Raw genomic sequence first — 24,918 nt, forward strand, 5'->3', positions numbered from 1 at the left:
GGTCTAAGCCTCCGGTTTGACGCCAGACCGACCCCCAAAGCTTGGTCAGAATACCGCCAAGTCTGCTCGGGGCCGTCAAGGCTGCACTTGCGCAAAGGCCCTTTGGAACCATGCAGCCGCAAGCTCGACCACCTGATCAAGGGCGCCTACTTCTTCGAAAAGATGCGTGGCGCCCGGCACGATCTCAAGCGATTGCTGTGCACGGATTCTTGAAAACGCGGTACGGTCCAGTGCAAGCACCTGTGTATCGGCACCGCCGACAATCAGCAGCGTCGGGCATTTGACACGTGCGAGCCATTCCCCCGCGAGATCTGGACGCCCGCCGCGGGAGACGACTGCGGCCACCTCGCTCGGGGTTACGGCGGCCGCCACGAGAGCGGCAGCCGCTCCGGTACTCGCTCTGAAAAGACCGATGGGCAAATCTTTGATATCTGCAGTCTCTCGAACCCACCTGAGCGCTCCGGACACCCGGCGACCGAGCAGGGAGATGTCAAACACGTTGGTGCGGTCGCGCGCTTCTTGCTCGGTCAGAAGGTCGAAAAGCAGCGTCGCGAAGCCCTTCTCACGCAACGCGGCCGCGACGGCACGATTGCGCGGGCTCAGACGGCTGCTTCCGCTGCCATGCGCGAAGATCACCCACCCCGCTTGCGCGATCCCCCTAAATTAAGCGCTCCTGGCAGGTAATAGCCGTCTATGGGAAGCCTGACACCCATCCGGTCAATACGTCGTCAATAGGCGCGCTCGCCATTCTCCTCCACGGTTCTCCAGCCACCCATAGCAGCGATCACAGCGCCGCAGGCAATCGCCGTCCACATGGCTGACTGCGAGTAGGTGAATCCCAATATCCATGGCGAGGCCACGAGCCAGACCCCAAGCGCGATGCCGAGCCACTCTTCCCACTTGTGGAAATAGAAAAGCGCAGCCGCACCAAGAATAATGGCGGCGGCGCCCGAAGCCACAAAGTTTGCAATCAGCAGCGCAAGGCCCATACCCTCCGGCGGCGTGATGGCGAGAACGAAGGGGGCCGCAATGAGTACGACACCAGCAACGAGCGTGATACCATCCTGAAAATGCATCCGTTCCATGATCTCTTCCTCCAGAACAAAGTCATGATCTGTTATTCTCTTCTGAAAATGCTGGGTCTTCATTGACTGCAATCAACGGGTGCCCGCCTTTAGGGATTTTTCATTCTCTGGTCTCGAATGACAAAACTGCGTTGTGCGCCGTCAATGCGTGAGAACCTGCATCCTGCAAAGTTCGACTCATGCAAAAGGAGGAAGCCAATGACCAAGACAAAACAGCGGCACGGAGCGCGTCCGGACGGACCAACGGCGTTGCCGTTCAACTCTCCATTGAACTTTCACCAACTGTTCGGCACCACAGCAAAAGCTCAGGCAAGCGGATGGCAGCAAGTGGTTCGAATGAATCAGGAGTGTCTTGAATTCCTGAACCGGCGCTTGGAACGGGATCGCGACCTGTTCACTGGCCTTGCGGACATGAAGGATCCTGCCGAAGCGTGGTCAGCGTGGGTTGAATTCTATCAGACCGCACAGCGAGATTGCGCAGAGGAGGCCCGCCGATTGACGGAACTCTGTGCGGATGGTGCGCGAGCGGCCACATCTGACATCCAGCAGCAGTTCGAGGAAACGGTCGCTGTGGCGACGAACGGTGCACTCGCTGGCGCGAGCGCGACAAAGGCAGAGGCAGCGTGATGCTTGTCCAGACGGTCCTGACCTGGTTTGATGGTTCGCCGGAAGGTGAGGAGTTGTTGCAGTCTGCGATAGATGTCGCGCTATGGTTCGATGCACATCTCAGCGTGGCGTCCATCTCCTTTGTCCCCGAGTTCCGTCGCACCGCACAGTATACACCAGGCCGCGCAGTGCTTCGAATGCAAGCGGCAAAAGAAGCGTCGGACCTTATGCGACTGGCGTTCGCCAGGCTCGAGGCACAAGGTGTCCATGGCGTCGCGTTTCCCTTCATCACGACACGGTCGGATTTCAAACGACAGTTCAAGGGTCTTTCACGATGCGCTGATGTTATCGTGCAGTCCGAAATGTCGCTGCTGATTGAAGACGGAACACTGCCCTTCACCGCACGTAAGAGGATCGCCTGATATGCCCATGAAATCCATCCTGACGTATTGGAACGGGTCTCCGAGTTCCGAAAAACAGATTTCGGCGGCCGTAGCAGCGGCGCAGCAATTCGACGCTCATCTCAGCATTGCAGCCATTGGATATGCTCCAGAGATAGTTGGTGATGTCCCTTATGGGTACGGCGGCTTGGAGGTCCGCGAGAAATTGAATGCACATGCAGAAGAAGACGCGGCAAAGCTTGTTGTGGAAGCAACAGAGCGGCTCAAGATTGAATCGCTCCGTGGCGAGGCGTTTCCGCTTGTCACCACGCCCGCCGAACTTGCACTTAAGTTTGGTCGCCGCGCCCGGTACGCCGATTTGGTCGTGTTGGCCCAACCGGTGGGAGATGATTTTTACCAAGGCGCGAAACGCGCGTTCGAAGGTGCGCTGTTTCACGGCGACGCTGCGGTGTTGATTTGTACCGAGACAGTAAACCTCAATCCCAAGCGCGTGATGATCGCATGGGACGGCAGTCCCGTGGCCCTGCGGGCCGTTCGTCGGGCCCATCCGTTATTGGTCAGTATCGACGAGATCGAGATCGTGCTCGTCGATGCCTCTGCAGACCAAATGCACTCGGCAGAGGAACTCGCGCTGATGCTGTCGCGGTATGATTTACCCACATCAATCGCACGGGTGGCGTCTGATGACATGACTGATGCCGAGGCGTTGAAACGCCACCAGATCGAAAGCGGAGCCGAATTAATGATATCCGGTGCATATGGTCATTCGCGGTTCCGCGAACTCCTGCTCGGTGGCGTGACGCGCGACTTGCCAGGTATTTCAGCGGTGCCGCTATTCATGGCCCGTTGAACTTGACGATCTGACGGGCTGATTTGCGCGTCTGCTTGTGACGCCGTCTGTGGCTGGCGCTGCGCCGAAATCTGGATGACATCAGCGTGCATATTTGACCCACAAGTAGGGTAGGGGGCTTCGCTATGTCGTTGGGATGCAATATGCTATTGCGCTACAAATCCACCATCTACGGGTATATTGGTGCCGCTCATGAAACCGGCACGGTCCGAACACAACCAGACGATCAGTTCCGCAACTTCCCTAGGCGTGCCAATCCGCCCGATTGGATGCAGAGGCTCCATCATCTCCCGTGTTGACTGTGCGCCACCCGTGCTCTGTTCGGCAAGCGAGTCAAGCATCCGGGTATCAATTCCTCCGGGGCAAACCGAGTTGACCCGGATCCCCTGTTTTCCATATTCAAGTGCCGCGTTCTTTGTCAGGCCGTTCACTGCATGTTTCGATGCGGTATAGGGTGAAAGCCCTGGGAACCCGATGAGACCGGCGACCGAGGCCAAGTTGACGATGGCGCCGCCACCGTTGCTCAGCATCTGCCGGATTTCGGCTTGAAGACAGAGAAATGTGCCGCGCAGGTTGACGCTCAATATTGCGTCGAAGTTCTCGATTGTCTGCTCCGCCAACGGTGCGATCTTCCCTTCGATACCGGCATTGTTGCAGGCGCAGTCAAGACGTCCGTAGGCCTTGACCGTCTCATCAATCATTTTTGCGACGTCTTCGGGTTTGGAGATATCTGCCTTGACGAACATGGCGTCGCCGCCAGTATCCTTAATCAGCGATACGGTTTCTTCGCCGCCCGTCTGATCTATGTCGGACACCACGACCTTAGCGCCCTCATCGGCGAATATTTGTGCGGTCGCGCGACCGATCCCCGCGGCCGCGCCGGTGACTAGTGTGACTTTTCCTGAGATCATGGCCATCGGAGACTCCTTTCTTGTTTCAATCACATTTTGCGCTGCGGTCGCCGCCACGCATTGACTGCCGTCAATGGCCCATTGACCGAAAGACATGCCGTCACTGAAATGGAGATGGCCTTCAGGGCGCTGTCATATTGTCGTTCGAAATGATCTTTAGCTGGTTCTGCTGAAGTCGTTGAAAAGAGAGCAATCAAGCCTGCCCTTGGCGAGCGTCACCTCCCTCGGCCTATGCCACGTTGGGTTCGACGGTCAAGAAACTGTCCGGCGTCACGGAGAGGGACACGATTGCCCAGTGCTCCGCGGCCGACGACAAAGGCCCAGACAAGCCCGCCGCGTTTTACAATTGTTAGGGCGACGTTGACACAGCCGCCACCCGGATCAATCTGCGGCCGACGGCTTCAAAGTTTCGGCCCCGCGTCAGGGAACCAGAACGGCAGCCCCGGTGAACAGCCCGGAGCGAAGGTCGTCCAGCGCGCGATTTGCCTTTTCCAGAGGATAGACCGTGGTTTCGGTCTCTATGCTGGCCTCAAAGGCCAGCGGCAGGAACTCCTCTCCATCGCTGCGCGTCAGGTTCGCAACCGAGCGAATGACACGCTCCTGCCAAAGATCGGCGTAAGGAAAGGTAGGAATGTCGCTCATGTGGATGCCGCCCGAGACGACAGAGCCGCCCTTGCGCACCGCCTTGAGCGCCTTGGGAACAAGCGCGCCGACTGGCGCAAAGATCAATGCGGCGTCCAGCGGCTCGGGCGGGCTGGCGTCGGACGACCCTGCCCAGACCGCGCCCAGACTATGGGCGAAAGCCTGCGCCAATTGGTCGCCGGGACGGGTGAAGGCATAGACCTTCCTGCCCTGCCAGACGGAGAGCTGGCACAGGATATGCGCCGCCGCCCCGAACCCGTAAAGCCCGATACGGTCGGCGGAACCGGCGAGCTTCAACGTGCGGTAACCTATCAACCCCGCGCAAAGCAGCGGCGCCAATCGCACGGGGTCTCCATCGTCGGGCAGAGGAAAGACATATCCGGCATTGGCCACGCACAGTTCGGCATACCCGCCGTTGCGGGTGTAGCCCGTGAATTCAGGCGCGTCGCAGAGGTTTTCGCGATAGGCGCGGCAATGCGGACATGTCCCGCACGTGCGGCCAAGCCAAGGCACCCCGGCCCTCTGGCCCAGTGTCAGACCTTCGACACCTGCGCCAAGCGCGTCGATACGCCCGACAATCTCGTGCCCCGGAATCAGCGGAAGACTGGGATGGGACAGCTCGCCATCGAGAATATGCAAGTCAGTGCGGCAGACGCCACAGGCCTCCACCTTGAGCCGCACTTCGCCCGGTCCCGGGTTGGGGTCCGGCAGGTCACGGGCGACCAGCGGGGCGTTTTGTTTTTCTAGGACCATCGCGCGCATGGCGTCCAATCCCTTTGGCGGCAACCGGACATTGCCACATGAGTGTCAGATCCGTTTTACAGAGCAACGCCCCGCGGCACCTATCTCGCTCTTAAACGGCTATTCCTGTATCGATTGCAGATAGGTAGCCAGCGACAAGATCCGCCCGCGCACGATAACTTCTGCCCCGTACGCTTCCGTCGCGGCGATCGATGCCTCTTTGAACCGGTCACCCCAAACCGGCATCAACGTGCCGTGCGGGCCCAGACCAGACCGCCCGTCGATGACCTGTATGACCTCCAGAAGCGGAAACTCGCCATCGTTTTGTTGGGAAAGCGTGGTCAGGGAAGGGGTTTCGACATTCAGGAACCGGGCGACTTCGCCGTCACCCTTGCCAGTGTCGCCATGGCAGGACGAGCAATAGCTCATGTATTCCTGCCGCCCGGTTTCATCCGATATGGCGGGCGTGGCGGCAAGGCAGAGCGCCAAGACTGCAAGTGCCGAGAAAGCTGGTAAAAAATGTGCACCGTCAGGGACCATGATATCTTTCCTTCCTGATTTGATAACCGCTGGTTCACCGTGCGCGCTGAAATCGTCCTGCGCATTGACGGCTGTCAATGTCGGGCGCGAGCAGGGAAGCGGCGCTGTCGCCGATTACGCCACCCGGGCGCTCAGATAGGACACCGCAAGCGCCAAGGTGGCGATCTGCGGGTAATCCGTTTCCGGGATGTCGACATTCAGCCTCCGATGCAGCGCGGTCACCAGGTTCAGGACATCCATCGAGTCGAGTTCCAGATCGTCCTGCAGGTGATCGTTCTCGCCAAGGGTCGCCGGGTCGATGTCGGGCGCGATGGCGACCAGTTCTTCGATGAAAGCGGTGCGAATGTCTTGCTTGGTCATAGTGTCTCCGGCGAAGCGATATGGCATTGGAACTCCGCGATGAAGCGTGCGGCCTGTCGGCCGTCGCTCGCCCGGTGATCGACGGACAGGGTCAGGGTGACAACGGTCCGTGGCGCAACCGCGCCGTCCACGACCCAGGGGCGCAGCTTGGGCGCCCCCAGGCCCACCAGCGCGACCTGCGGCGGAAAGATCACGCCGGCCATCGCCTCTGCTCCGGTCCCGCCCAGGCTGGAGATCGTGATCGTACCTTCGGTCATTTCCGAGGATCGGAGCCGCCCGGCCCGTGCGCGGGAAACCAGGTCACGCATGCCAGCCATCGTCTCGTCGAGCGACATCGCGTCCGCATCGATCAGCGCCGGCGCAACCAACCCGCCGCCCCGCAAGGCCACGGCGACACCGGCGTTTACGCGCTCGGAGGGGCGCAACGAGCCGTCGACGAATTGCCCGTTCACCGACGGTACCTTCGCGGCAGCCAGAGCCGTGGCGCGCACGAACAACGCACCCAGCAGCAGCCGGTCGGAGGGCGCCCGATCTGCGTTCCGGGCGTCCATCGACGTGAGCGCGGGCTGCACGTCTATGGTCTCCGAAAGATAGAAATGCGGGATCGTCTGCTTGGAGCGCGCCATCGCCGCGGCGATGGCCTTGCGCATATCTACCATCGGCGAGGCGGTCTGCGCCCTCGCCGCAGCTGTATTCCGTGCCTCCAGATCCGTCAGAAGGACAGCACCCGCCGGTCCACTTCCTGTGACCGTCGCTAGGTCGATGCCAAGTTCACGGGCGCGGACGCGCGCGGCGGGCGAGGCAGCGGTGGCACCGCTGGCCAGTGGGGCCGCAACCGCTGGACCGGGCGTGGCTTCGGGTTTGTCGGCAACGACGTGACTGGGTGCGGCTTCCGGCTTGCCTGCAATGGCTGGGGCGGGCACAGCTTCGGGCTTGGCGGCAACGGCAAGCGCTTCGGGCTCTTTCGATTCTGGCGCTGTCTCGCCGGGGCCAAGGATCAGCGCCAGCGGCGCGCCCACGGGCAGGGTCGCCCCAAGATCGGCCTGTAATTCCAACACTTTTCCGTCTTCGAAACATTCGATCTCGATGGCGCCCTTCTGGGTCTCGACCACTGCGATCGCGTCGCCTCGATGCACCTCGTCACCCGGCTTCACCAGCCACTCGACCAGCGTGCCCGCCTCCATGTCGGCCCCGAGCGACGGCATGGTGAAGCTGCCCATCAGGCCCGCCCCAGCATCGCGCGCGCGGCCGCGACGATGCCCGGCACTTGCGGGATCGCGGCGTCTTCCAGGTGCTTGGGATAAGGGATCGGGACTTCTGCCGAGCAGACGCGCCCCACCGGGGCATCGAGCGACCAGAAAGCCTGCTCCATGATCCGGGCCGAGACCTCGGCGGCCAATGATCCGCTGCGCCAGCCCTCGTCCACGATCAACGCGCGGCGGGTCCTGGCGACGGAGGCCATGATCGTCGCGTCATCCAGCGGGCGCAGACTGCGCAGGTCGATCACATCGGCCTCGATGCCGTCCCCGGCCAGGTCCTCCGCAGCCTGCAGGGTCTTGTACAGCGACCCGCCATAAGTGATGAGGGTCAGGTCGCGCCCCTCGCGCCGCACTGCGGCCTTCGAGATGTCGACCGCGCCGGCGTTACTGTCGATCTTGCCCGCCCTGTTGTAGAGCATCACGTTCTCGAAGATCAGCACCGGGTCAGGGTCTTGCAGCGCTGTCCAGAGCATGCCGCGCGCGTCCTCCAGCGTGGCCGGAGCCAGAACCTTCAGCCCCGGGATATGCGCATACCATCCCTCTAGGCTGTGCGAATGTTGCGCCGCAAGCTGCTTGCCCGCCCCGGTCGCCATGCGGATCACCAGCGGGACGCCGAATTGGCCGCCCGACATGTGCCGGATCGTCGCCGCCGTGTTCATGATCTGGTCGAGCGCCAGCAGCGAGAAATTGACGGTCATCAACTCGACGATCGGCCGCATCCCGACCGCCGCCGCGCCGATGCCCGCGCCCGTGAAGCCGCTTTCAGACAGTGGCGTGTCGCGGATCCGGTCTTCGCCGAATTCCGCCATCAAGCCTTTCGAGACCGCGTAGCAGCCGCCATAGGCCCCCACGTCCTCGCCCATGAGGAATACCCTGTCGTCACGGATCACCGCTTCGCGGATCGCCTGTTTCACCGCCTCGCGGTAAGTGGTTTCCACAAGCTTGCCCGAAGGATCCGTTGGCTTCGGCGGCCCGGGCGCGGGGCCATACACGTTCTGTGCCAGCTGTTCGACCGGCTCCCATGTCCCGTCCTCGGCGAACGCCACGGCGCCGGCGATCTCGGCATCGGCCTCTGCTTCGATCTCGGCCACGTCGGTCTCGTGGATCAGGCGGTTCTCTAGCAGCCAGCCCTGGAAACGGACGATCGGGCCCTGCTTGCGCCACTCCTCAACCTCGGCCTTGTCGCGGTAGAGCTGCGCGTCGAACATGGAGTGCGGCCGGAACCGGTAGGTCTTGCACTCGAGGAACACCGGTTTGCCGGTCTCGCGGATCTTGCCGATGGCCTTGCGCGCGGCGGCCTCCACCGCGACGACGTCCATGCCATCGACTTGGCGCGCCTCCACCCCGTAGGAGGATGCCTTTTCGTGGATATCGATTTCCGACTCGGTCCGTGCCAGCGCCGAACCCATCGCGTAGCCGTTGTTCTCGCAGACGAACAGAACCGGCAGGGACCAGAGCGCGGCGAGGTTCATCGCCTCGTGAAACTCACCCTCGGCCACGGCCCCTTCGCCAAAGAAACAGGCCGTCACCGTGTTGGTGTCCTGCATCCTGTCCGCCAGTGCGAGGCCGGTCGCCAGCGGCAGACCGCCGCCCACAATCGCGTTGCCGCCGTAGAAATTGGTGTCGGCATCGAAAAGATGCATCGACCCGCCGCGCCCGCCGGAGCAGCCTTCGGCCTTACCATACATCTCGGCCATAATTGTTGTCATGGGTACGCCGCGCACCAATGCGTGCCCGTGCTCGCGATAGGTGGCGACGACCCGGTCCTGCGGTCCGAGAACCGGGATGACCCCGACGGCAATTGCCTCTTCCCCGTCATAGAGATGCAGGAAGCCGCGTATTTTCTCCCGGGTGTAGAGCTCGGCACATTTATCCTCGAAACGGCGGATGCGGATCATGTCGCGCAGCAGCGCCAGCACATGTTTCCGGTCAAGTTTGGGTTTGTCGGGCACACTCATGTCTCGTCGATCTCCAGAGTGGAAATGTCACCTTCCGGCAGGCCCAGTTCCCGCGCCTTGAGCAGCCGCCGCATAATCTTGCCGGAACGGGTCTTGGGCAGGTTTTCGCGGAACACCACCGCGCGCGGGGAAACGGCCGGGCCAAGCCTTTTGCGGGCATGGCCGCGCAATTCACGCTCCAGCGCCACGCCAGCCGTGAACCCTGGGTTCAGCGTTACATAGGCCTTGACGATCTCGCCTGCGGTTTCGTCGGGCAAGCCGATAACGCCTGCCTCGGCCACCGCCGGGTGCTCGATCAACACGCTTTCCACCTCGAAGGGCCCAACCAGGTGGCCGGAGGTCTTGATCAGGTCGTCGGCCCGTCCGACAAACCAGAAATACCCTTCCTCGTCCCGCCTTGCGAGGTCCCCCGACAGGTACCATCCGTCCGCGAAGCACTTGTCGTAGCGCGCCTGCTCGTTCAGGTAGGCCCGCATCATCGAAGGCCAGCCGGGCCGGAGCGCCAGTTCGCCGACTTCGCCGGTGCCGAGTTCCTTCAGTGCACCGTCCTCGCGATCGACGATGCCCGCCTCGATCCCCGGCATGGGCTTGCCCATCGAGCCGGGCTTGACCGTCATACTGGGCAAGTTGGCGATCATGATCCCGCCGGTCTCGGTCTGCCACCAATTGTCGTGAAACGGCTGGCCGAATACTTTTTCCGACCAGACCACCGCCTCGGGGTTCAACGGCTCTCCGACACTGGCGAGGAACCTCAGCGACGAAAAGTCATACGGCTTGGCCGCATCCGAGCCCGAGCGCATCATCATCCGGATCGCGGTTGGCGCGGTATACCAGACCTCGACCTTTTCCCGCTCAATCGTGCTGTACCAGCGATCGAGGTCGAACTCGGCCTCATCCACGATCATCTTCACCCGGTGTACCAGCGGCGCGATGATGCCGTAAGACGTGCCGGTGACCCAGCCGGGATCGGCCGTGCACCAATAGGTCGTTCCGGGCGTCAAATCCAGCGCGTGCCGGCCCGAGAAAGCGTGGTAGAGCACCGCCTCGTGAACGTGGACCGCGCCTTTCGGCCGCCCCGTCGTGCCGGACGTGAAATGAATCAGCGCGGGATCTTCGGGCCGGGTGGGGGCGGTGTCGAAATCGGGCGATGCAGCGGCCATTGCGGGGCCGAGAGCGACGCAGCCTTCGGCTGCATCTTCGCCGGTCACAAGGACCAGCTTCAGCGTCCCGATCTCGTCGCGCCAGGACGCGATTTTGCGCTTGTAGAGGTCCGGTGTCGTGACAAGCACCTTCGCGGCACCTATCTTCATCCGGGTGCGGATGGGTTCCGGCCCGAAGGCCGAGAAGAGCGGTGTGAAAACCATGCCCGCCTTCAGCGTGCCGAGCGCGGCGATGTAGAGCTCGGGAACGCGGCCCAACAGCGCGAAGACGCTGTCGCCGGGGGCTAGCCCATGGGCGGCAAGGACGTTGGCGAAACGCGATGATTTTCGAGATATGTCTGCGTAGGTCAGTTCTTGACGATTTCCGCCTTTGCCGAGCCAGAGCATCGCAGTCTCATCCCCGTTCCCGTGCATCACATGCCGGTCCACCGCCTCATAGGCGATGTTCAGCATACCGCCGGGCATGTCGAGCATCGCACGGGCTTCGGCCCACGGGTCCGCATCATGGTTATTGTGGCGGTTGGTCATCGACGTATGATCCTCCTCATTGACCAGATTTGGATGGGGCGAGCGAGGGCGCATTGACGGCGATCACTGCACCGTGGAGTCACTGCCTGTCGTCGGCCGTTACGGACGCAGTCCAATCAGCCAGAACCGCATTGAGCGCTACCCAGTCGGTATACTCGATATCAGTGGAAAGATCCGCCGACGGATCCTTGTTCGCAAGGATGCGGCGCATCACGAAACGGCGGAAAACATCGTATTCAGAGGGCTTGTAGGCTCCCGCCACCTGTTCGACCCGATCAGGGGTCCAGCCCGTGGCTGCGGTGAAATCGGTAAGAATTTTCTCCAGTCCCTGCCAGTCTTCGGCTTCGTGACCCGCAGCGGCAAGCGAGACTGAGAGGAACAGACTGTGCAACGCAGACAGAGTGTCGGCACGGTTGGCGCAGAACTCCGTCAGTGCTTTCTGATAGCGACCGCCATGAACCGATGCTGCCAGTAACACCGCATCGAAGCGTGTCAGGTCTATGTCATCGGCATCGGCAAGCGGTAGAAGTTCGACCGCAGTGGCCTGATCCGCAAGCCAATCCGCCGCGACGCGGCAGATCTTGCGGGTTTGACCATCGGTCGAGGCGTAGGCAACGAGAATTTTCATTGCTCTCCCCTAGATCGCTTCAGGACCGGCGGCATTGACTGCTGTCAATCGGACCCCAAACCTATGTTGCGCACGGTCAATGCCTCACGCGGTCGCCGCATTAGTATCCAAAGGGCAAGTGCTTGCAGGCCACCTGACACGTTTCGATCGGCCGGGCTCCGTCAACCGCCACGCGCGGTTTGTCGAAATCGCCACACCATCCATTGATTTGCGTCAACGCCGGTGTGGCTCGCAATCTGGAAAATGATCGGTAGAAGAAGCTGCTTGGAAATGCGAGTGAACCCACTTTGTCGAGAAAGGACCAGGGACCTGGGACACCGACGATCAAGAACCCTGGGCCGGACCAGTTGGGACAGACCGTGAATTTGACGCTCTCCGAAGCGCCGCATACGCTCTCGTCTGGCAAGGTTGCCCAACTGCTGGCTGCGTCGCCTGAAACAGGCCTGTCTCAGGCCGAGGCCGTGCGGCGGCTCAGGTCCCACGGTCCCAACCGCCTGCGTCGCCAGAAGCCAAGAAGCGCGATGGCGATGCTGTTTCACCAGTTTCGGAGCGTCATCGTCTGGTTGCTTGCAGCGGCCGCTGTCATCTCGCTGATCATGGGCGACATTGCGGAGGGCGGTGCCATAATAATCGTGCTCCTGCTCAACGGCACGATCGGTTTTGTCACCGAACTGCGGGCGGCCCGTTCAATGGAGGCACTGTTTCGCATCGCCGAGGTGAGGACACGTGTTCGCCGGGACGGCCGCGTCCAGATGATCGACGCACGCGACGTGGTACCCGGCGATGTGGTCGTTCTCGAGGGCGGCGACGTGGTGACAGCGGACCTGCGTCTGAGCGAGGCGTCTTCCCTGCAGGCCGACGAATCCATTCTGACCGGCGAGGCGGCGCCGGTGGCCAAATCCGCGGAGCCCGTTGCCGAGGATACGATCCTTGCCGAACGCACATCGATGGTCTTCAAGGGCACCGCGATCACGCGCGGGGCCGGCGAGGCCATCGTTACCGCAACGGGCATGGCCACCGAACTGGGACGGATCAGCCAGCTGACCGAAGCCGCGCAAGGAGGAACCTCGCCCCTCGAAGTGCGGCTGGAACGGCTGGGTCATACGTTGATCTGGCTGACCCTAGTCCTTGCCGCGGGCACCGCCCTGACGGGCATCCTGCGCGGTCAGGAACCGACCATCATGATACAGACCGCGGTCGCCTTGGCTGTGGCGGCGATACCGGAAGGATTGCCGGTGGTTGCGACTCTGTCTCTGGCACGCGGCATGTGGCGAATGGCCCGTCGCAATGCACTCATTCGCCGTCTGTCGGCCGTCGAAACGTTGGGGGCAACGACTTTGATCCTGACGGACAAGACCGGCACACTCACGGAAAATCGAATGTCTGTCGTCCGTTTCGTGCTGGAAGATGGCGAATTTGAACCCGAGGCAAGCGACCCGTCCGTGGAACTCGCTTTACGTACCGGTGCGGCCTGCACAACTGCGGAGTTGGGGCATGGGAACCGGAAGGGCACGGGTGATCCAATGGAACTCGCGCTGCTTGAAGCCGCTGACCGTGTGGGTCTGGCGCCTCTGGAAAGGCGGTTGGAGCAGCACGCTTTTGATCCGGAGCGGCGCATGATGGCGACCGTTAGTGCCGAAGCCGATGGCGCTTTCTATGCGATCAAGGGAGCACCCGAGGCGGTGATCGAAGCCTGCAGCCAAGTCCTCGACCGCGACGGACCGCGTGCACTGACCGACACAGAGAAGTTGGAATGGGTCCGACGCAACGAAGGGGTGGCTGCCGAAGGGCTGCGCACGTTGGGACTGGCGATGAAGAGCGAGGGTCGCGCAGGAGCAGAGCCCTACGAGGGGCTGACGCTGATCGGGCTGGTCTGTTTGGCCGATCCGCTTCGCGCCGATGTTCCGCCGGCCATCGCCGCGTGCCGCGCGGCCGGGGTCCGGGTCGTCATGATGACCGGCGACCATGCCGCCACCGCAGCGCGGATCGCCTCCGACGCCGGGATCGGAAACGACGGCCCGACGGTGATCGAGGGGCGCGAACTGGCGGTCCTCGATCTGAATTGTGCGGGGGAAGAGACGCAAGCGAGGGTGCGCGCGGCGGATGTGTTCGCCCGCGTCGCGCCCGAAACGAAACTGACGCTCGTCTCTTTCCACCAGCAGGACGGGCAGATCGTTGCGATGACCGGCGATGGCGTCAACGACGCTCCGGCGTTGAAACAGGCGGATATCGGGGTGGCAATGGGGCTGCGCGGCACGCAGGTGGCCCGAGAAGCCGCAGACATGGTTTTGAACGACGACGATTTTGCCACGATTGTCGAGGCCGTTCGTCAGGGCAGGATTATCTTCGGGAACATTCGCAAGTTCATCGTCTACCTGATGTCATGCAATCTCAGCGAGGTGCTGATCGTGGCGGTGGCGGTGGGTGCCGGGCTGCCCGTGCCGCTCCTGCCGCTGCAGATCCTCTACCTTAACCTCGTTACAGATGTTTTCCCCGCCTTCGCTTTGGGATTGAGTCAAGGCGATGGGCAGGAGATGAACCGCCCGCCGCGGAACCCATCCGAGCCCCTCATTGGCCCGCCCGAATGGCTGCGGATTGCAGGGCTTGGGGCTGCGCAGAGCATTGCGACGCTGGCAGCTTTCGTGCTGGCGCTTTTTCAAATGGACCTTCCGGTCGACCAGGCGGTAACCATGGCTTTCCTTACCTTGGCGCTCGGGCAACTCTGGAACGTCCTCAACACCCGTGCCGCAGACACGCGGCTGATTGCCAATGACGTGACACGGAACCCTTTCGTTTGGGGTGCGCTGGCGCTCTGCCTAGCCCTGATCGGTGCAGCGCTTTGGCTGCCGGGGCTATCGGCTGCGCTCAACCTCGTCACACCGGGCAGGGAAGGCCTGGTTTTGGCGGCCGGCGCAAGCTTGATCCCGCTGGTCCTGGGGCAAGCAGCGTTGGCGTTCACCCGTGTCTTTCGGCAATGACAAACTCAAGAACAAAAGCGACCAGAGCCGCTGAATTCCTCCGCAGATTGTTCCGGACGGTCAATTCGAGGCGATGCAAAACTGGCCCACTGAGGATCAGTTTAAATGGTCAACCGTACGTCACAAACGAGGACACCGGCGTGAGGCGATGAATGTCATTTTGCTCGGAATTCTGGGCAGTCTTGCTGCCGGCCTGATGACCGCTGTCGGAGCGTTGCCGATCCTGGTGGGAAAGGCGGTTTCCCGAAGGACAAACGATATTCTCCTGGGGTTTGCCGCAGGTGTCATGCTCTCGGCCTCGTACTTTTCTCTCATTATTCCCGGCCTTGAGATTGCCGGGGATCAATTCGGCGAGGGGGCAATCCCGGCCCTGATTACAGTTGGTGGGGTCATTCTTGGTGCCACGGCGATCTATCTTCTGGACGAGCGAGTACCCCACCAGCACTTCATCAAGGGCCTTGAGGGTCCGGCATCCGACTCGCTTCGAAGGATCTGGCTGTTTGTAATTGCGATCACCTTGCACAACGTTCCTGAGGGACTGGCGGTTGGCGTCGGCTTCGGCGGAGGGGACGTCGGCGCTGCAACGAGTCTCGCTTTCGGGATTGGTCTGCAAAACGCACCAGAAGGTCTTGCGGTCGCACTGGCGCTGCGTTCTGAAGGATACACGAGACTTTCTGCTTTCACGGTCGCTGCCGCCACCGGCCTGGTCGAGCCGGTGGCTGGTCTTTTTGGCGTTGTTGTGGTTAGCACATCGCAACTCCTGTTGCCGTGGGGACTTACCTTTGCGGCCGGCGCCATGATCTATGTGATCAGCAATGAAATTATACCGGAAACCCACCGTCACGGACACCACAAGGCGGCCACCGCGGGCCTGATACTCGGTGTGGTCGTCATGATGTTCCTTGATGTCGTGTTCGGCTGACAGCGTTATTCCGTCGGTCCGGTAGCGCTCCCAGGGGCGTTATCGAGAAATGCGCGCTGCCATCAATGCGCGCTCATTGTGATACCCAATGCGGTGGTAACTCCTGCGCCCAACACAATCAGGGAGAACCGGCGTGGTTCACGCTCCGCCATCGGGAGAAGATGTGTTGCACCGACATAAAACAATGCACCTGCAGAACATGCCATTAGATCCCCCAGCAGCGAGGTCCCTATGCGGTTTATCCAATTGTAGGAGAGGAGGGTTCCGAGCGGTGTAGTGGCTGCGGCGGACAGCAGTGCGAGCCTGAGAGCCCGTCGCTCTCCAATACCGCCACGCAATAGAAGCACATAGGTGATGATGCCTTCGGGGAACTCGTGCAAGACCATCCCCGTCGCCGAAACGACCCCGGTGAAAAAGCTGACGGTGAACGTGACGGAATACATCACCCCGTCGACAAACGAATGAAACCCGATCCCAAGCATCGCGACGAGACCAATTGCGTAGTCCGCTGTCGCTGGCTTGTCGCAAACCTGCGTGGTGAGAAACCTATTGAAGAAATGCATCAGGAGATAGCCCGTCAACATGAACATCGGGCTTTGGCCACTGAGCGTTATGCTTTTTGGCATCAAATGAAGGAACGAAACTGCGATCAGGATGCCTGCCGCGAAACATGCGAAATAGACGGCGTTGTGGCGGCCCCAATCCCCGAAGTTGCGCACAGTTAGTACTCCAGCGGTCGTGACGAGGCCAGCCAGCAAACTCGCCCAAAGCGCGAAAGGGATCAACGGTGCCGTGTTCATCATGTCAAGGCGTTCGGTCTCGGCGCCTCAAAGCGCTGCGGGGCAGGCCGCCTTGCTTGGTGGGAGGCGTCTCATCGGTGTTCATCTCACCCACAAGCTCTTGCAGCGCCTGCAGGATTTGTTGAAGTGACGTCCCGTCCCGCCGCGGCATGCCTTCCTCCTCGGCGACATCGACCTCGCACGCTTCATACTCCCATCGGCGCAGGATTTCGGCTTTTTGAGTTGAGGTGAGCGTGCGGTCAGACAGAACGGCCGAAGGTGTTCGGTATACGGACGGTGGATCCAGAATAGCCTTCTTGAACCGCTCCTCGTTCATCAGATTTTTCTTTCACCAAGTTGAGCCGTTGTTTCTTTCCCCGAGCTCTCGAATGCACAGCCGCCTCGATCAACGGTTGCAGGAATTGCTGGCACCCGTCCTGCAACGCGGTGCGTATCACGGGTCGCCGCCGGACATTTCATGTGCTCCACGAATGCACATGAACGTCATGCCCCGAGTGTCCTTGCATGATCTTCACGGCCAGTTCTTCTCGTTCCTTGTCACGCACACGGACCCAGAGAAGGATGCCTCCGTGCTCGATCTGATGTGCGTAGTAGTCCTTGTGGTGTTTGCCGACCCGGCGTGCCAGTAAGGTGCCAATTACCGCAGCCGGGCTGCCGCCGATGGCTATTGCGGCAATGGAGGCCGCAAGCGTGCTTGCAGGCGTGAGCATAGCCGCCATCGCGATAAATGAGCCGACAAAAAAGAACCCTCCGGCGATTGCGCCTTCCAACTCGCCAATGGCTTCTTCGGATACGAAGTGCGCCCGCGGCGCCTGTGGGTCATCTTCCAGATCCGAAGACCGCCAATAGGCCTTGCCCAGCTTTTCCATCAATGTTTTTTCGTCAGCCAAAAGGCTGATGTCGGAATGATGAATCCCGACCATCCGCAGATCGTAGAATGCTTTTTGCAAATCCTCGAATGTATCGAACACACCGACAGCCTCGGGAATGTCGATCACCGCAGTTTTGTGCTGTTCCACGTCAAGGTCAGTCATGGTTGCTCCCTGCTTTTGGTGTCGCCAGTCATGCGCACGGGAACACATTTCCGGTGGTAATGCGTTGACAGCGATCAATGGCGTCTTGGTGGCTGGAAGGTATCGTTAAGATGCTGGAACGGGTGGACTGGCGCGCATCCAACAAATTCAGTCAGGAAACGCCGCGATGATAGGTTTTTCAGACAATATCGAAAGGCTGACCGAAGAAAACGACAACTTCCGCAAAGTTCTCTACACGGGTCAAAACATCCAATTGGTGCTGATGGCGCTACAGCCGGGCGAAGAGATCGGCGAGGAAATCCACGACGACCGAGATCAGTTCTTTCGTTTCGAAAAGGGAAAGGGCGAAGTGTGGATCGATGACGTGGCCAATCCGGTAAAAGGCGGTGACGGGGTCATCGTTCCTGCGGGTGCCAAGCACAACTTCATCAACACCGGCTCGGAACCGTTGCGTCTATACACGATCTACGGGCCGCCCGAGCATGTTGAAGGCACTGTTCATAAGACCAAGGCCGAAGCCGACGCATCCCACGAACATTTTGATGGGCGCACCACTGAATAGACCACGCGAGTGATGGAGCCACCTGCGATCTACAGCGTCGGCGTCCTGACCATCGCGAGAAGCACGGGAGGAAGAAAGATGCAGATCAAGGACCTGATCCCTTGGGCGCGCAGGGAACACGCGCCCGAACCGAAGACAGACGAAAATAGCCCCATGGCCACGCTCCAGCGTGACATGAACCACGTTTTCGAAAGCTTCTGGAAACGCGTCGGTGATCTCGACTGGCCTTGGGGCAGCGGTGAGGCGAAGTCCGACGTGGTCGAGACGAAAGACTTTGTCGAAGTGTCGATCGAACTGCCCGGTATGGAGATGAAGGACATCGAAGTTTCGGTCACCAACGAGATGCTGACCGTGAAGGGCGAGAAGAAGGTCGAGCGGCAGGAGGAGAAGAAGGGCTATTACCTCTCCGAACGCAGCTATGGCGCGATTTACCGCACGATCCCGCTTCCTCCGGGCGTCGACGGCGAAAAGGCCGAGGCCAGCTGCAAGAACGGTGTGCTGACGGTCAAGCTGCCGCAAACCCCCCAGGCCAAGGCCAAGGTCAAACGTATCGAGGTTCGGGCCGCCTGAATCTCAAGGCGCTGTCGTGAGCGATCCCGGCGGTGCAATTTCGCAAAGGAGATGAACAATGCTGAGCCGTCTGGCTTTTTTCGTTGTCTTGTCGATTGGCGTTTTTGCAGGTCCTGTATTTGCACAGGTCGTATCCGCAGAGTCGGATGAACGCGGCATCCCGACCATCGCGCCGCTCATCGACGCTGTGGACGACGCGGTGGTCAACATCGCAGTCGTGTCCGACCGGCCGGCGCAGATAACGCCGCTCTTTCGCGATCCGTTCTTCCAGCCCTTCTTGTCGCCGCTTGAGCAACCGCCACCACAGCGGCAGATGAGCGCTGGTTCCGGGGTCATCATCGACTCTGATGACGGATACATACTGACCAACAATCACGTGATCGAAAACGGTGACGAAATCCGCGTCACGCTACGCGACAATCGGACTTTCGAGGCTGAGTTGATCGGCCGAGATCCGGCCACGGATATTGCGGTTCTCAGGATCGACGCAGATGGCCTTGCGGAGGTGCCGTTGGGCAATTCCGAGGACCTTTTGGTCGGTGACTTCGTCGTCGCCATCGGCAACCCGTTCGGCCTTGGCCAGACCGTCACAAGTGGTATCGTATCGGCGCTTGGCCGGTCGGGGATCAATCCCGAGGGCTACGAGGACTTCATCCAGACCGACGCCTCGATCAACCCCGGTAACTCGGGTGGCGCGCTTATCACTCTCGATGGCAATCTGGTCGGCATCAACACGGCCATTATCGCGCCCAACGGCGGCGGCAGTGTTGGCATCGGGTTTGCCGTACCGATCAACATGGCGCTGGCCGTCATGGACCAACTCGTCGAATTTGGCGAGGTACAGCGTGGCCGCCTCGGCGTGATGATCCAGGACCTGACGCCCGATCTGGCGGACGCGCTTGGCGTCGAGGCACAGACGGGTGCAATCGTGAGTTCTGTCGAATCTGGCACGCCCGCAGACGATGCCGGAATCTCTGCCGGAGACGTCATCGTTGCCGTGAACGGCGAAGCTGTGGAGGGCTCCGCCGATCTGCGCCAGATGATCGGCTTGCACCGACCGGGCGACGATGTCGAAATCACCTATGTCCGCATCGGTAGGCGCCACGTGGCGGAGGTCGTGTTAGCGGATGCTGGCGGGCAGCGGGTGACCGCCCGGGACCGTGGTGGACCGGACGCCTTGGCCGGTGTCCGTCTGTCGACCCTGGTCCGTTCCCATCCGGCATGGGGCGAGGTCGAGGGTGTCGTCGTCTCCGAGATCACGCCTGACAGCCGCGCAGCGCGGGCAGGCCTTCAGGCCGACGACGTGATCACCGCCGTCAATCGGCAGTCGGTGGAAACGATCCGCGACATCGACCGCGCTTTGGAGGACGCCCCCGGCGCGGTTGCCCTGCAAATATGGCGCGATGGCAGGACGATGCTGATTGTCCTGAGGTCGTAGTCTGCCAGAGGACGCGTGACAGGGTGGCATTGGAGTTGACGGCCAACGCTCGGCCACACCGAGACTGAGGTGGCGGCTTGCAACGCGCACGCTGCACAAGGCAAAGGAGGGATGTGGTCGGTTGCAGAACAGTCGGCCGCCCAGCAGAGAACGATGAATTCCGATCCCTACAAAATACTTGCCGTGTCCAAGACCGCGACGCAGGGCGAAATCAAGAAAGCCTACCGTAAGCTTGTCAGGGATCTGCACCCCGACCTGCATCTGGAAGACGCAGCCAAGCAGGAGCAGTTCAAAGCCGCCTCAGTCGCTTATGATCTCCTCTCCGACCCCGAGAAGCGGCGCCGTTTCGATGCGGGCGAAATCGACGCGAGTGGGCAGGAGCGGCCGGAACGCCAATACTACCACCACTATGCTGACCAGGAAGAAGGTCGGAGATATGACCTCAGATCCGGTTTCGGTACTGCGACGGGCGAGGACGACCTCGGAGACATCTTCTCGCAACTCTTTGGTCGACGCACCGGTGGTCACGGACAGGGCGACTTTCGCAAGGAGGTGCACGCCCGCGGGCAGGACCTGCGCTATCACCTTGAGGTTGAGTTCCTAGATGCTGTTCGCGGCACGAAACGGCGCGTCACCATGCCAGATGGAAACGATATCGAGATTGGCGTTCCACCCGGCTTGAAGGACGGCCAGACCCTGCGTCTGCGCGGCAAGGGTGCTCCCGGTTTCGGCCAAGGCAAGTCGGGGGACGCTCTGGTGACCGTCACAGTGCGCCCGCATCCCGTGTTCTGCCTGTCTGGCGATGATATCAAGATGGTGTTGCCGATCACTTTCGACGAGGCAGTTCTGGGCGCAAAAGTTGATGTGCCGACCGTGTCGGGTTCGGTTTCGGTGACAATTCCCCAGGGCGCGTCTTCGGGTCAGCGCTTGCGCCTGCGCGGCAAGGGTATCAAGCGGTCCAGAGGAAAAGCCGGTGACCAGATCGTTCGGCTGAAAATCGTGCTGCCCAAACACCTCGATGATGACATGAAAGACCTGGCGCGCCGCTGGCGCGACAAAGCTGGTTTTGACCCGCGGGCCGAATTGCGGAGGATGACATGAGCTTCACCGAACATATGGTCCTTGCCGAGAACCGTCGGCTGACGCGGCGCGAATTGCGTCTTTGGGTGCGCGAGGGCTGGGTACGTCCGACACTAAGCGAGACCGGTCCAGTCTTCGACGACCTCGATGTCGCGCGGCTTCGCCTCCTATGCGACTTGCGTAAGGACATGGCTCTGCCCTCGACCGCTGTGCCGGTGGTGCTGACGCTGATCGACCGGCTGCATCAGACCCGGCGAGACTTGCACACCTTATTGGAGGCGCTGGAAAATCAGCCCGACAGTGTCAGGCATGCCGTCGTGGCGCGCCTTCGCGCACGGTTTGATGCCGACGTTTCGGGAAGAACTGACTGATGGACGTGAATGCGGTGGTCATCGCAGCGAGGAAACGTAGGTGAAAGGGAGGGTGTTGAGGTGCAGAGAGAACTGGTCGGACATCGTCGCCTTTTGGCGAAAACGTATCGTAGGTATGTAGATGCAGATCTGAGGCTGATGGCAGCACTGAACGAAATGCAATCGTTCTTTCCGGTCGACCGAGTGCCATATCGCGGCACCGTTGGCGCGCCGAAGTCACCCATTCGCCGTCTTCGAGAGGACCGCGATCAGGCCTTGCTCAGATTTCAGTCGGCCTACGTGAAGTTCAAAACGGCGAAAGCGCGAGTTCACCAAAAAGACGCGAGCCGCCAGGTAATGTTACTTTTGAGCTTTTGACGCGAATTGCGCGCTCTGGGTGACGGCAGGAATTGTCAGGGTTCGTCGGCATTGTGGTTCTTCGACCGCGATGGCATGTTGAGTGGCGGCTTAAATCGACCCATACCTTACGTAAAAACGCTGTTTGCGATGGAGGATCGGACCGACTCCCTAGCAACCTGCGGCGGGTATGGCGCACCGATGTGCGATCCGTGTGCAATGCGATCTGCCAAGAGACTTTCGATTTCACAGATACTTAGCCCTGATCGGTATCCAGTGGCTTCGATGGGTCTGGTTTCTTGCGGTTCGCCCGCGATCCCGTCTTGCGCGCTGCTGCGAACCCGCGGTCCGTGGCCATGAAACGGTCGAGCATGGGGGCGACGAGGCGGGCGGGCTCAAGGTCCTGTCCGGTCTGTTGGCCTAGGACCGTCGCGTAGTCGCAGAGATCGCGGTGCACGTCGGCGGGAAGCTCCACCGTCAGTTTGACCGGCTTGTCGTCATGGATCGGGCCAAGCTTCAGCTTCGTCATCGGACTTCTCCTAAAGGCTCGAGGATCAGGTCGCGGGTGACCATGACGCGGACGGGGAAGCCAGGGCGGATGGTCAGTGTCGGCGGGACGGCGAGCTGCTGTCGCACGATCTCGTCTCCGGTCCGCCCGATCGTGTCCTGTGCAGCTTCGCGGATGGCACGGGCGACGTCATCCTCGCTGTCGGCCCCGCTCTCCAGGCCGAGGTTCAGGATCGTGGCGAGGCCTGCGGCCAGGAAGACACGACCCCAATGGTAGTTCACCCGGTCCTGCAGTCCGGACGCGCCGGTTCCGTCCGTGCCGGGCGCGCGTTCCAGAACAATGGAGCGACCATCCGGAAGGATGAGGCGGGTCCATACGAGGAGCAGGCGGCTTTGCCCGGCCGCGACACGGCTGTCGTATTCTCCCAGAAGTCGAGCGCCTTGCGGGATCAGCAGGTATCGCCCTGAGGGGCTGTCATAGACATTCGACGTCACCTGGGCCGAGATTTGCCCGGGAAGGTCTGAGCGGAGGCCCGTGATCAGGGCGGCCGGGATCACCGTTCCGGCCTGCAGGATGTAGGGGCTGGGCGGCAGCGTCATGCGATGCGCACTCACGGTGTCCGTGTCTCCGGGACGGGTGACGAAGGTCTCCCGGTTTGAGCCCGGATCGCTTGCCGTCGGGCTGCCCAATGTGGAGGGGAAGAGCGCGTCGGTCGCGGGGGGCGTCGGTGTGGCCTGTGCTCCGCCGTGGGGCACGGTTTGCGCCTCGGCGAATAGGGCGCTCAGTCGGGCGGCGTCGAGTTCCTGAAGGCGGCGTTGTTCCTCCGGATCGACTGTGGGGGCCAATGGACCGGAAAGGGGCGGTGCCGGGACCGGCTGGCCGCGATCTTGCGCCCCAAGGATGGCGTGGCCCAGCTCACCGGGCAAGGGCGGACCGAGACGCGGGACATCGGCGTAGTCTCGAGGCAGTGTGGACAGCCCTTCAGCGGCCTGAACACGTTCGGTGGAAAAGAGCTCGGTCTGGGTGCCCTCCTGCCGGTTGTTCTGCAGGGCCACGATCAGGATCGCGCCAAGGCCAAGTCCGCCGATTGCGGTGGCAAGGGCGATGGCCCGGCGGGACAGGCGCATGACACGGGTCGGATCGGGCCTGAGGCGAAGCTCCTGGGCGATTTCTTCCTCGGTGCGTGTCGGCTCTCGCATATCAGGGGTCTGTGTCATCGCTCCGCCTCCGGCTGGGGCGCGCGCGGCGGGCGCTGGTCGCCATCTGTCCGCACGATCCGCACGACCTGCTGTTGTCTTTCGCCGAGACGCAGTTCTGCGGCCCCGAACAGGCGGTCCACGATCAGCACGTTGCCGAGAACGCGGGTGTTGACGATCTGGCCGCGTCCATCCGCGCCGATCACGAAGAGCGGAGGCATTTCGCCCTGGGCGATGCCGGGCGGGAACACGACATAGACACGCCGTCCATCATCGAAGACCGAGACCGGCCGCCAGGGCGGGGCGTCGCCCTGCAAGCCGTAACGGTAGTGCCGCTCGGCCTTGGGCGGGATCGCGGGACGGCGGATTGTCGGGGTGCGGGGCGTGGATCGCACCTCTGGATAGGCCCATGCAACGCTGGGCATCCAAGTCTCTTCGTCGGCGTGCAACTCGATGTGATAGGTGCGCCGGTCGGTGTTGACGACAAGATTGGTGGAGATGTCCGGGCGCGTGGGCTTGACGAGGATATGCACGCGCTCGGTGCGGCCTGCGCCGCTCGTGGTGTCGCCAATAATCCAGCGCGCGGTGTCGCCCGCCGCGATCGGGCCGGGGCCGGTCAGGCGTTCGCCAGGTTCGAGCGCGATATTGGTGATCTGCCCGGGGGCGGCGTAGATCTGATAGAGCGCGCCTTCGCTCCACGGAAAAACCTGCATTGCGTTGTAATAGCCCAGCTGGCGGGGCTCGACGCGGGCGGCGGCATTGGCGGCGATGATGCGCGCTTCCGGCGTATCCGCTTCCGGATCGCCGCCGCGGGAGGGCGTCCAGGCTGGCGGCGTGTGAACTGGGCGGGGCGGCCCCTCGGCCGGGGGAGGTGCCGGCGGCGGAGCGAGGGCCGGAACATGGTCGTCATAGGCGATTTCGGGCGGGCGCTGCTCCGTGCAGGCGGTCAGCGCCGTGGCCGCTAGGAGAAGAACAGGGATGGGGCGAAGTCGTCTCATTGGGCATTCTCCCTCGACCAGTTGATGGCATGGACATAGACGCCGAGCGGGTTTGCCCGTAGGCGTTCTGCATCGCGCGGGGGCTGGACCACGACGGTCAGGATGGCGGTCCAGCGTTCGGTGGTGGCGAGCTGACCGTTTTCGTATCGCCGCTCGATCCAGGCGACGCGGAAGCTCGTATCCGAGGCGCGAATGACACTCGAGACCTCGATGGAAATCTGCGTGTCGCCGACCTGCGCGAAGGGATCGTTCACCCGGGCATGGTCGTTCAGTGCGACAGCGCCGCGATCTGTGGCGAAATCGTAGGCGCGCAGCCAGTTCTGGCGCAGCACGATCGGGTCGGCCGGGACCTGCCGGACATGCTCGACGAAGCGGGCGAGATGGACCTGTCGCGGTTTGGTGCCGCTCCTTTGATAGCATAATGTGCAGCAAAGGAGACGAACTATGGGCACGGGA

At 61.6% G+C, this 24,918-nt stretch carries 28 protein-coding genes; 11 read left to right on the top strand and 17 right to left on the bottom strand.

Translation table 11 applies throughout. From position 1 onward, the window contains the following. Window positions 1–75: 75 nt before the first annotated feature. The gene (locus ACSHXH_RS17890) at window positions 76–636 is read right to left on the bottom strand and encodes a dienelactone hydrolase family protein (RefSeq protein ID WP_435673165.1); all 561 of its coding nucleotides are present in this window, start codon (window positions 634–636) and stop codon (window positions 76–78) included. 92 nt (window positions 637–728) lie between these two features. Continuing rightward, window positions 729–1,148: an SPW repeat protein gene (locus tag ACSHXH_RS17895; RefSeq protein WP_435673166.1), complete on the bottom strand. Its 420-nt coding sequence runs from the start codon at window positions 1,146–1,148 to the stop codon at window positions 729–731. A 135-nt stretch (window positions 1,149–1,283) separates the two neighbouring features. Between ACSHXH_RS17895 and ACSHXH_RS17900 the strand changes: the two genes are divergently transcribed. The 3 genes from ACSHXH_RS17900 to ACSHXH_RS17910 are packed head-to-tail and all read left to right on the top strand — an operon-like array spanning window position 1,284 to window position 2,942. After that, window positions 1,284–1,712 carry a phasin family protein gene (locus tag ACSHXH_RS17900; RefSeq protein ID WP_435673167.1) on the top strand — a complete coding sequence of 143 codons (429 nt, stop codon included), beginning with the start codon at window positions 1,284–1,286 and terminating at the stop codon, window positions 1,710–1,712. Further along, complete coding sequence (locus tag ACSHXH_RS17905; protein WP_435673168.1) at window positions 1,709–2,113, top strand: hypothetical protein; 405 nt, start codon at window positions 1,709–1,711, stop codon at window positions 2,111–2,113. The genes ACSHXH_RS17900 and ACSHXH_RS17905 overlap by 4 nt, the downstream gene beginning before the upstream one ends. A 7-nt stretch (window positions 2,114–2,120) precedes the next feature. Next, on the top strand, window positions 2,121–2,942 hold the full coding sequence (locus ACSHXH_RS17910; RefSeq protein WP_435673169.1) for a hypothetical protein: 822 nt from the start codon (window positions 2,121–2,123) through the stop codon (window positions 2,940–2,942). A gap of 146 nt (window positions 2,943–3,088) precedes the next feature. Here the strand turns inward: ACSHXH_RS17910 and ACSHXH_RS17915 are convergent, their stop codons facing one another. The 8 genes from ACSHXH_RS17915 to ACSHXH_RS17950 form a co-directional block, all read right to left on the bottom strand. Further along, window positions 3,089–3,859, bottom strand: a complete 771-nt coding sequence (locus tag ACSHXH_RS17915) for an SDR family oxidoreductase (RefSeq protein WP_435673170.1) — start codon at window positions 3,857–3,859, stop codon at window positions 3,089–3,091. Window positions 3,860–4,273: 414 nt separating this feature from the next. Next, a complete protein-coding gene (locus tag ACSHXH_RS17920) occupies window positions 4,274–5,257 on the bottom strand; it encodes a zinc-dependent alcohol dehydrogenase family protein (RefSeq protein WP_435673171.1) in 984 nt (327 codons plus the stop codon). 99 nt (window positions 5,258–5,356) lie between these two features. Further along, on the bottom strand, window positions 5,357–5,776 hold the full coding sequence (locus ACSHXH_RS17925; RefSeq protein ID WP_435673172.1) for a c-type cytochrome: 420 nt from the start codon (window positions 5,774–5,776) through the stop codon (window positions 5,357–5,359). Window positions 5,777–5,890: 114 nt separating this feature from the next. After that, a complete protein-coding gene (locus ACSHXH_RS17930; RefSeq protein ID WP_435673173.1) occupies window positions 5,891–6,136 on the bottom strand; it encodes an acyl carrier protein in 246 nt (81 codons plus the stop codon). After that, window positions 6,133–7,341, bottom strand: a complete 1,209-nt coding sequence (locus ACSHXH_RS17935) for a dihydrolipoamide acetyltransferase family protein (protein ID WP_435673174.1) — start codon at window positions 7,339–7,341, stop codon at window positions 6,133–6,135. The genes ACSHXH_RS17930 and ACSHXH_RS17935 overlap by 4 nt, the downstream gene beginning before the upstream one ends. A 14-nt stretch (window positions 7,342–7,355) precedes the next feature. Beyond that, window positions 7,356–9,353 carry a pyruvate dehydrogenase (acetyl-transferring) E1 component subunit alpha gene (pdhA, locus tag ACSHXH_RS17940; protein WP_435673175.1) on the bottom strand — a complete coding sequence of 666 codons (1,998 nt, stop codon included), beginning with the start codon at window positions 9,351–9,353 and terminating at the stop codon, window positions 7,356–7,358. Next, window positions 9,350–11,041 (bottom strand): acetate--CoA ligase, encoded by a 1,692-nt coding sequence (gene acsA / locus ACSHXH_RS17945; RefSeq protein WP_435673176.1) that lies wholly within the window; start codon window positions 11,039–11,041, stop codon window positions 9,350–9,352. Before acsA ends, pdhA begins: the two co-directional genes overlap by 4 nt. Window positions 11,042–11,120: 79 nt before the next feature. After that, window positions 11,121–11,669, bottom strand: a complete 549-nt coding sequence (locus ACSHXH_RS17950) for a flavodoxin domain-containing protein (protein WP_435673177.1) — start codon at window positions 11,667–11,669, stop codon at window positions 11,121–11,123. Window positions 11,670–12,028: 359 nt separating this feature from the next. On the opposite strand from ACSHXH_RS17950, the gene ACSHXH_RS17955 reads away from it, so the two are divergent. Further along, window positions 12,029–14,647, top strand: a complete 2,619-nt coding sequence (locus ACSHXH_RS17955) for a cation-translocating P-type ATPase (protein WP_435673178.1) — start codon at window positions 12,029–12,031, stop codon at window positions 14,645–14,647. A 148-nt stretch (window positions 14,648–14,795) separates the two neighbouring features. Then, window positions 14,796–15,569 (top strand): ZIP family metal transporter, encoded by a 774-nt coding sequence (locus ACSHXH_RS17960; RefSeq protein ID WP_435673179.1) that lies wholly within the window; start codon window positions 14,796–14,798, stop codon window positions 15,567–15,569. Window positions 15,570–15,631: 62 nt separating this feature from the next. Here the strand turns inward: ACSHXH_RS17960 and ACSHXH_RS17965 are convergent, their stop codons facing one another. The 3 genes from ACSHXH_RS17965 to ACSHXH_RS17975 all read right to left on the bottom strand — a co-directional run bounded on the left by ACSHXH_RS17965 (window position 15,632) and on the right by ACSHXH_RS17975 (window position 17,403). Further along, window positions 15,632–16,372, bottom strand: a complete 741-nt coding sequence (locus tag ACSHXH_RS17965; RefSeq protein WP_435673180.1) for a ZIP family metal transporter — start codon at window positions 16,370–16,372, stop codon at window positions 15,632–15,634. 1 nt (window position 16,373) lies between these two features. Further along, window positions 16,374–16,685: a hypothetical protein gene (locus ACSHXH_RS17970; RefSeq protein WP_435673181.1), complete on the bottom strand. Its 312-nt coding sequence runs from the start codon at window positions 16,683–16,685 to the stop codon at window positions 16,374–16,376. Between the two features lie 139 nt (window positions 16,686–16,824). Further along, the gene (locus ACSHXH_RS17975; protein WP_435673182.1) at window positions 16,825–17,403 is read right to left on the bottom strand and encodes a hypothetical protein; all 579 of its coding nucleotides are present in this window, start codon (window positions 17,401–17,403) and stop codon (window positions 16,825–16,827) included. A gap of 166 nt (window positions 17,404–17,569) precedes the next feature. On the opposite strand from ACSHXH_RS17975, the gene ACSHXH_RS17980 reads away from it, so the two are divergent. The 6 genes from ACSHXH_RS17980 (at window position 17,570) to ACSHXH_RS18005 (ending at window position 21,781) form a co-directional block, all read left to right on the top strand. Beyond that, window positions 17,570–17,965 (top strand): cupin domain-containing protein, encoded by a 396-nt coding sequence (locus ACSHXH_RS17980; RefSeq protein ID WP_435673183.1) that lies wholly within the window; start codon window positions 17,570–17,572, stop codon window positions 17,963–17,965. Between the two features lie 12 nt (window positions 17,966–17,977). Then, window positions 17,978–18,535, top strand: coding sequence for an Hsp20/alpha crystallin family protein (locus ACSHXH_RS17985; protein ID WP_435673184.1), 558 nt, complete (start codon window positions 17,978–17,980; stop codon window positions 18,533–18,535). 58 nt (window positions 18,536–18,593) lie between these two features. Next, window positions 18,594–19,973, top strand: a complete 1,380-nt coding sequence (locus tag ACSHXH_RS17990) for a Do family serine endopeptidase (RefSeq protein ID WP_435673185.1) — start codon at window positions 18,594–18,596, stop codon at window positions 19,971–19,973. A gap of 153 nt (window positions 19,974–20,126) precedes the next feature. Continuing rightward, on the top strand, window positions 20,127–21,074 hold the full coding sequence (locus tag ACSHXH_RS17995) for a DnaJ C-terminal domain-containing protein (protein ID WP_435673186.1): 948 nt from the start codon (window positions 20,127–20,129) through the stop codon (window positions 21,072–21,074). Further along, window positions 21,071–21,424, top strand: coding sequence for a chaperone modulator CbpM (locus ACSHXH_RS18000; protein WP_435673187.1), 354 nt, complete (start codon window positions 21,071–21,073; stop codon window positions 21,422–21,424). Before ACSHXH_RS17995 ends, ACSHXH_RS18000 begins: the two co-directional genes overlap by 4 nt. A gap of 138 nt (window positions 21,425–21,562) precedes the next feature. Beyond that, a complete protein-coding gene (locus tag ACSHXH_RS18005) occupies window positions 21,563–21,781 on the top strand; it encodes a hypothetical protein (RefSeq protein ID WP_435673188.1) in 219 nt (72 codons plus the stop codon). Window positions 21,782–22,016: 235 nt separating this feature from the next. Here ACSHXH_RS18005 and ACSHXH_RS18010 read toward each other — a convergent pair whose 3' ends face one another. The 4 genes from ACSHXH_RS18010 to trbF all read right to left on the bottom strand — a co-directional run. Then, window positions 22,017–22,289, bottom strand: coding sequence for a DUF2274 domain-containing protein (locus ACSHXH_RS18010; RefSeq protein ID WP_435673189.1), 273 nt, complete (start codon window positions 22,287–22,289; stop codon window positions 22,017–22,019). Further along, a complete protein-coding gene (locus tag ACSHXH_RS18015) occupies window positions 22,286–23,485 on the bottom strand; it encodes a TrbI/VirB10 family protein (RefSeq protein ID WP_435673190.1) in 1,200 nt (399 codons plus the stop codon). Before ACSHXH_RS18015 ends, ACSHXH_RS18010 begins: the two co-directional genes overlap by 4 nt. Next, window positions 23,482–24,462 (bottom strand): P-type conjugative transfer protein TrbG, encoded by a 981-nt coding sequence (gene trbG, locus ACSHXH_RS18020; protein WP_435673191.1) that lies wholly within the window; start codon window positions 24,460–24,462, stop codon window positions 23,482–23,484. Before trbG ends, ACSHXH_RS18015 begins: the two co-directional genes overlap by 4 nt. Then, the coding region (gene trbF, locus ACSHXH_RS18025; protein WP_435673192.1) for a conjugal transfer protein TrbF at window positions 24,459–24,918 on the bottom strand (460 nt) is incomplete at its 5' end. The genes trbF and trbG, both read right to left, overlap by 4 nt.

Origin of the sequence: Marivita sp. (assembly GCF_051251565.1) — a bacterium.
Lineage (GTDB): Bacteria > Pseudomonadota > Alphaproteobacteria > Rhodobacterales > Rhodobacteraceae > Marivita.

What these genes read in the sequence shown, in the direction of transcription:
- ACSHXH_RS17895 (WP_435673166.1), bottom strand. Translation starts at nt 1,148, where the DNA reads ATGAAGACCCAGCATTTTCAGAAGAGAATAACAGATCATGACTTTGTT.
- ACSHXH_RS17900 (WP_435673167.1), top strand. Translation starts at nt 1,284, where the DNA reads ATGACCAAGACAAAACAGCGGCACGGAGCGCGTCCGGACGGACCAACG.
- ACSHXH_RS17910 (WP_435673169.1), top strand. Translation starts at nt 2,121, where the DNA reads ATGAAATCCATCCTGACGTATTGGAACGGGTCTCCGAGTTCCGAAAAA.
- ACSHXH_RS17915 (WP_435673170.1), bottom strand. Translation starts at nt 3,859, where the DNA reads ATGGCCATGATCTCAGGAAAAGTCACACTAGTCACCGGCGCGGCCGCG.
- ACSHXH_RS17920 (WP_435673171.1), bottom strand. Translation starts at nt 5,257, where the DNA reads ATGCGCGCGATGGTCCTAGAAAAACAAAACGCCCCGCTGGTCGCCCGT.
- ACSHXH_RS17925 (WP_435673172.1), bottom strand. Translation starts at nt 5,776, where the DNA reads ATGGTCCCTGACGGTGCACATTTTTTACCAGCTTTCTCGGCACTTGCA.
- ACSHXH_RS17930 (WP_435673173.1), bottom strand. Translation starts at nt 6,136, where the DNA reads ATGACCAAGCAAGACATTCGCACCGCTTTCATCGAAGAACTGGTCGCC.
- ACSHXH_RS17935 (WP_435673174.1), bottom strand. Translation starts at nt 7,341, where the DNA reads ATGCCGTCGCTCGGGGCCGACATGGAGGCGGGCACGCTGGTCGAGTGG.
- pdhA (WP_435673175.1), bottom strand. Translation starts at nt 9,353, where the DNA reads ATGAGTGTGCCCGACAAACCCAAACTTGACCGGAAACATGTGCTGGCG.
- acsA (WP_435673176.1), bottom strand. Translation starts at nt 11,041, where the DNA reads ATGACCAACCGCCACAATAACCATGATGCGGACCCGTGGGCCGAAGCC.
- ACSHXH_RS17950 (WP_435673177.1), bottom strand. Translation starts at nt 11,669, where the DNA reads ATGAAAATTCTCGTTGCCTACGCCTCGACCGATGGTCAAACCCGCAAG.
- ACSHXH_RS17960 (WP_435673179.1), top strand. Translation starts at nt 14,796, where the DNA reads ATGAATGTCATTTTGCTCGGAATTCTGGGCAGTCTTGCTGCCGGCCTG.
- ACSHXH_RS17965 (WP_435673180.1), bottom strand. Translation starts at nt 16,372, where the DNA reads ATGATGAACACGGCACCGTTGATCCCTTTCGCGCTTTGGGCGAGTTTG.
- ACSHXH_RS17970 (WP_435673181.1), bottom strand. Translation starts at nt 16,685, where the DNA reads ATGAACGAGGAGCGGTTCAAGAAGGCTATTCTGGATCCACCGTCCGTA.
- ACSHXH_RS17975 (WP_435673182.1), bottom strand. Translation starts at nt 17,403, where the DNA reads ATGACTGACCTTGACGTGGAACAGCACAAAACTGCGGTGATCGACATT.
- ACSHXH_RS17980 (WP_435673183.1), top strand. Translation starts at nt 17,570, where the DNA reads ATGATAGGTTTTTCAGACAATATCGAAAGGCTGACCGAAGAAAACGAC.
- ACSHXH_RS17985 (WP_435673184.1), top strand. Translation starts at nt 17,978, where the DNA reads ATGGAGCCACCTGCGATCTACAGCGTCGGCGTCCTGACCATCGCGAGA.
- ACSHXH_RS17990 (WP_435673185.1), top strand. Translation starts at nt 18,594, where the DNA reads ATGCTGAGCCGTCTGGCTTTTTTCGTTGTCTTGTCGATTGGCGTTTTT.
- ACSHXH_RS17995 (WP_435673186.1), top strand. Translation starts at nt 20,127, where the DNA reads ATGAATTCCGATCCCTACAAAATACTTGCCGTGTCCAAGACCGCGACG.
- ACSHXH_RS18000 (WP_435673187.1), top strand. Translation starts at nt 21,071, where the DNA reads ATGAGCTTCACCGAACATATGGTCCTTGCCGAGAACCGTCGGCTGACG.
- ACSHXH_RS18005 (WP_435673188.1), top strand. Translation starts at nt 21,563, where the DNA reads ATGGCAGCACTGAACGAAATGCAATCGTTCTTTCCGGTCGACCGAGTG.
- ACSHXH_RS18010 (WP_435673189.1), bottom strand. Translation starts at nt 22,289, where the DNA reads ATGACGAAGCTGAAGCTTGGCCCGATCCATGACGACAAGCCGGTCAAA.
- ACSHXH_RS18015 (WP_435673190.1), bottom strand. Translation starts at nt 23,485, where the DNA reads ATGACACAGACCCCTGATATGCGAGAGCCGACACGCACCGAGGAAGAA.
- trbG (WP_435673191.1), bottom strand. Translation starts at nt 24,462, where the DNA reads ATGAGACGACTTCGCCCCATCCCTGTTCTTCTCCTAGCGGCCACGGCG.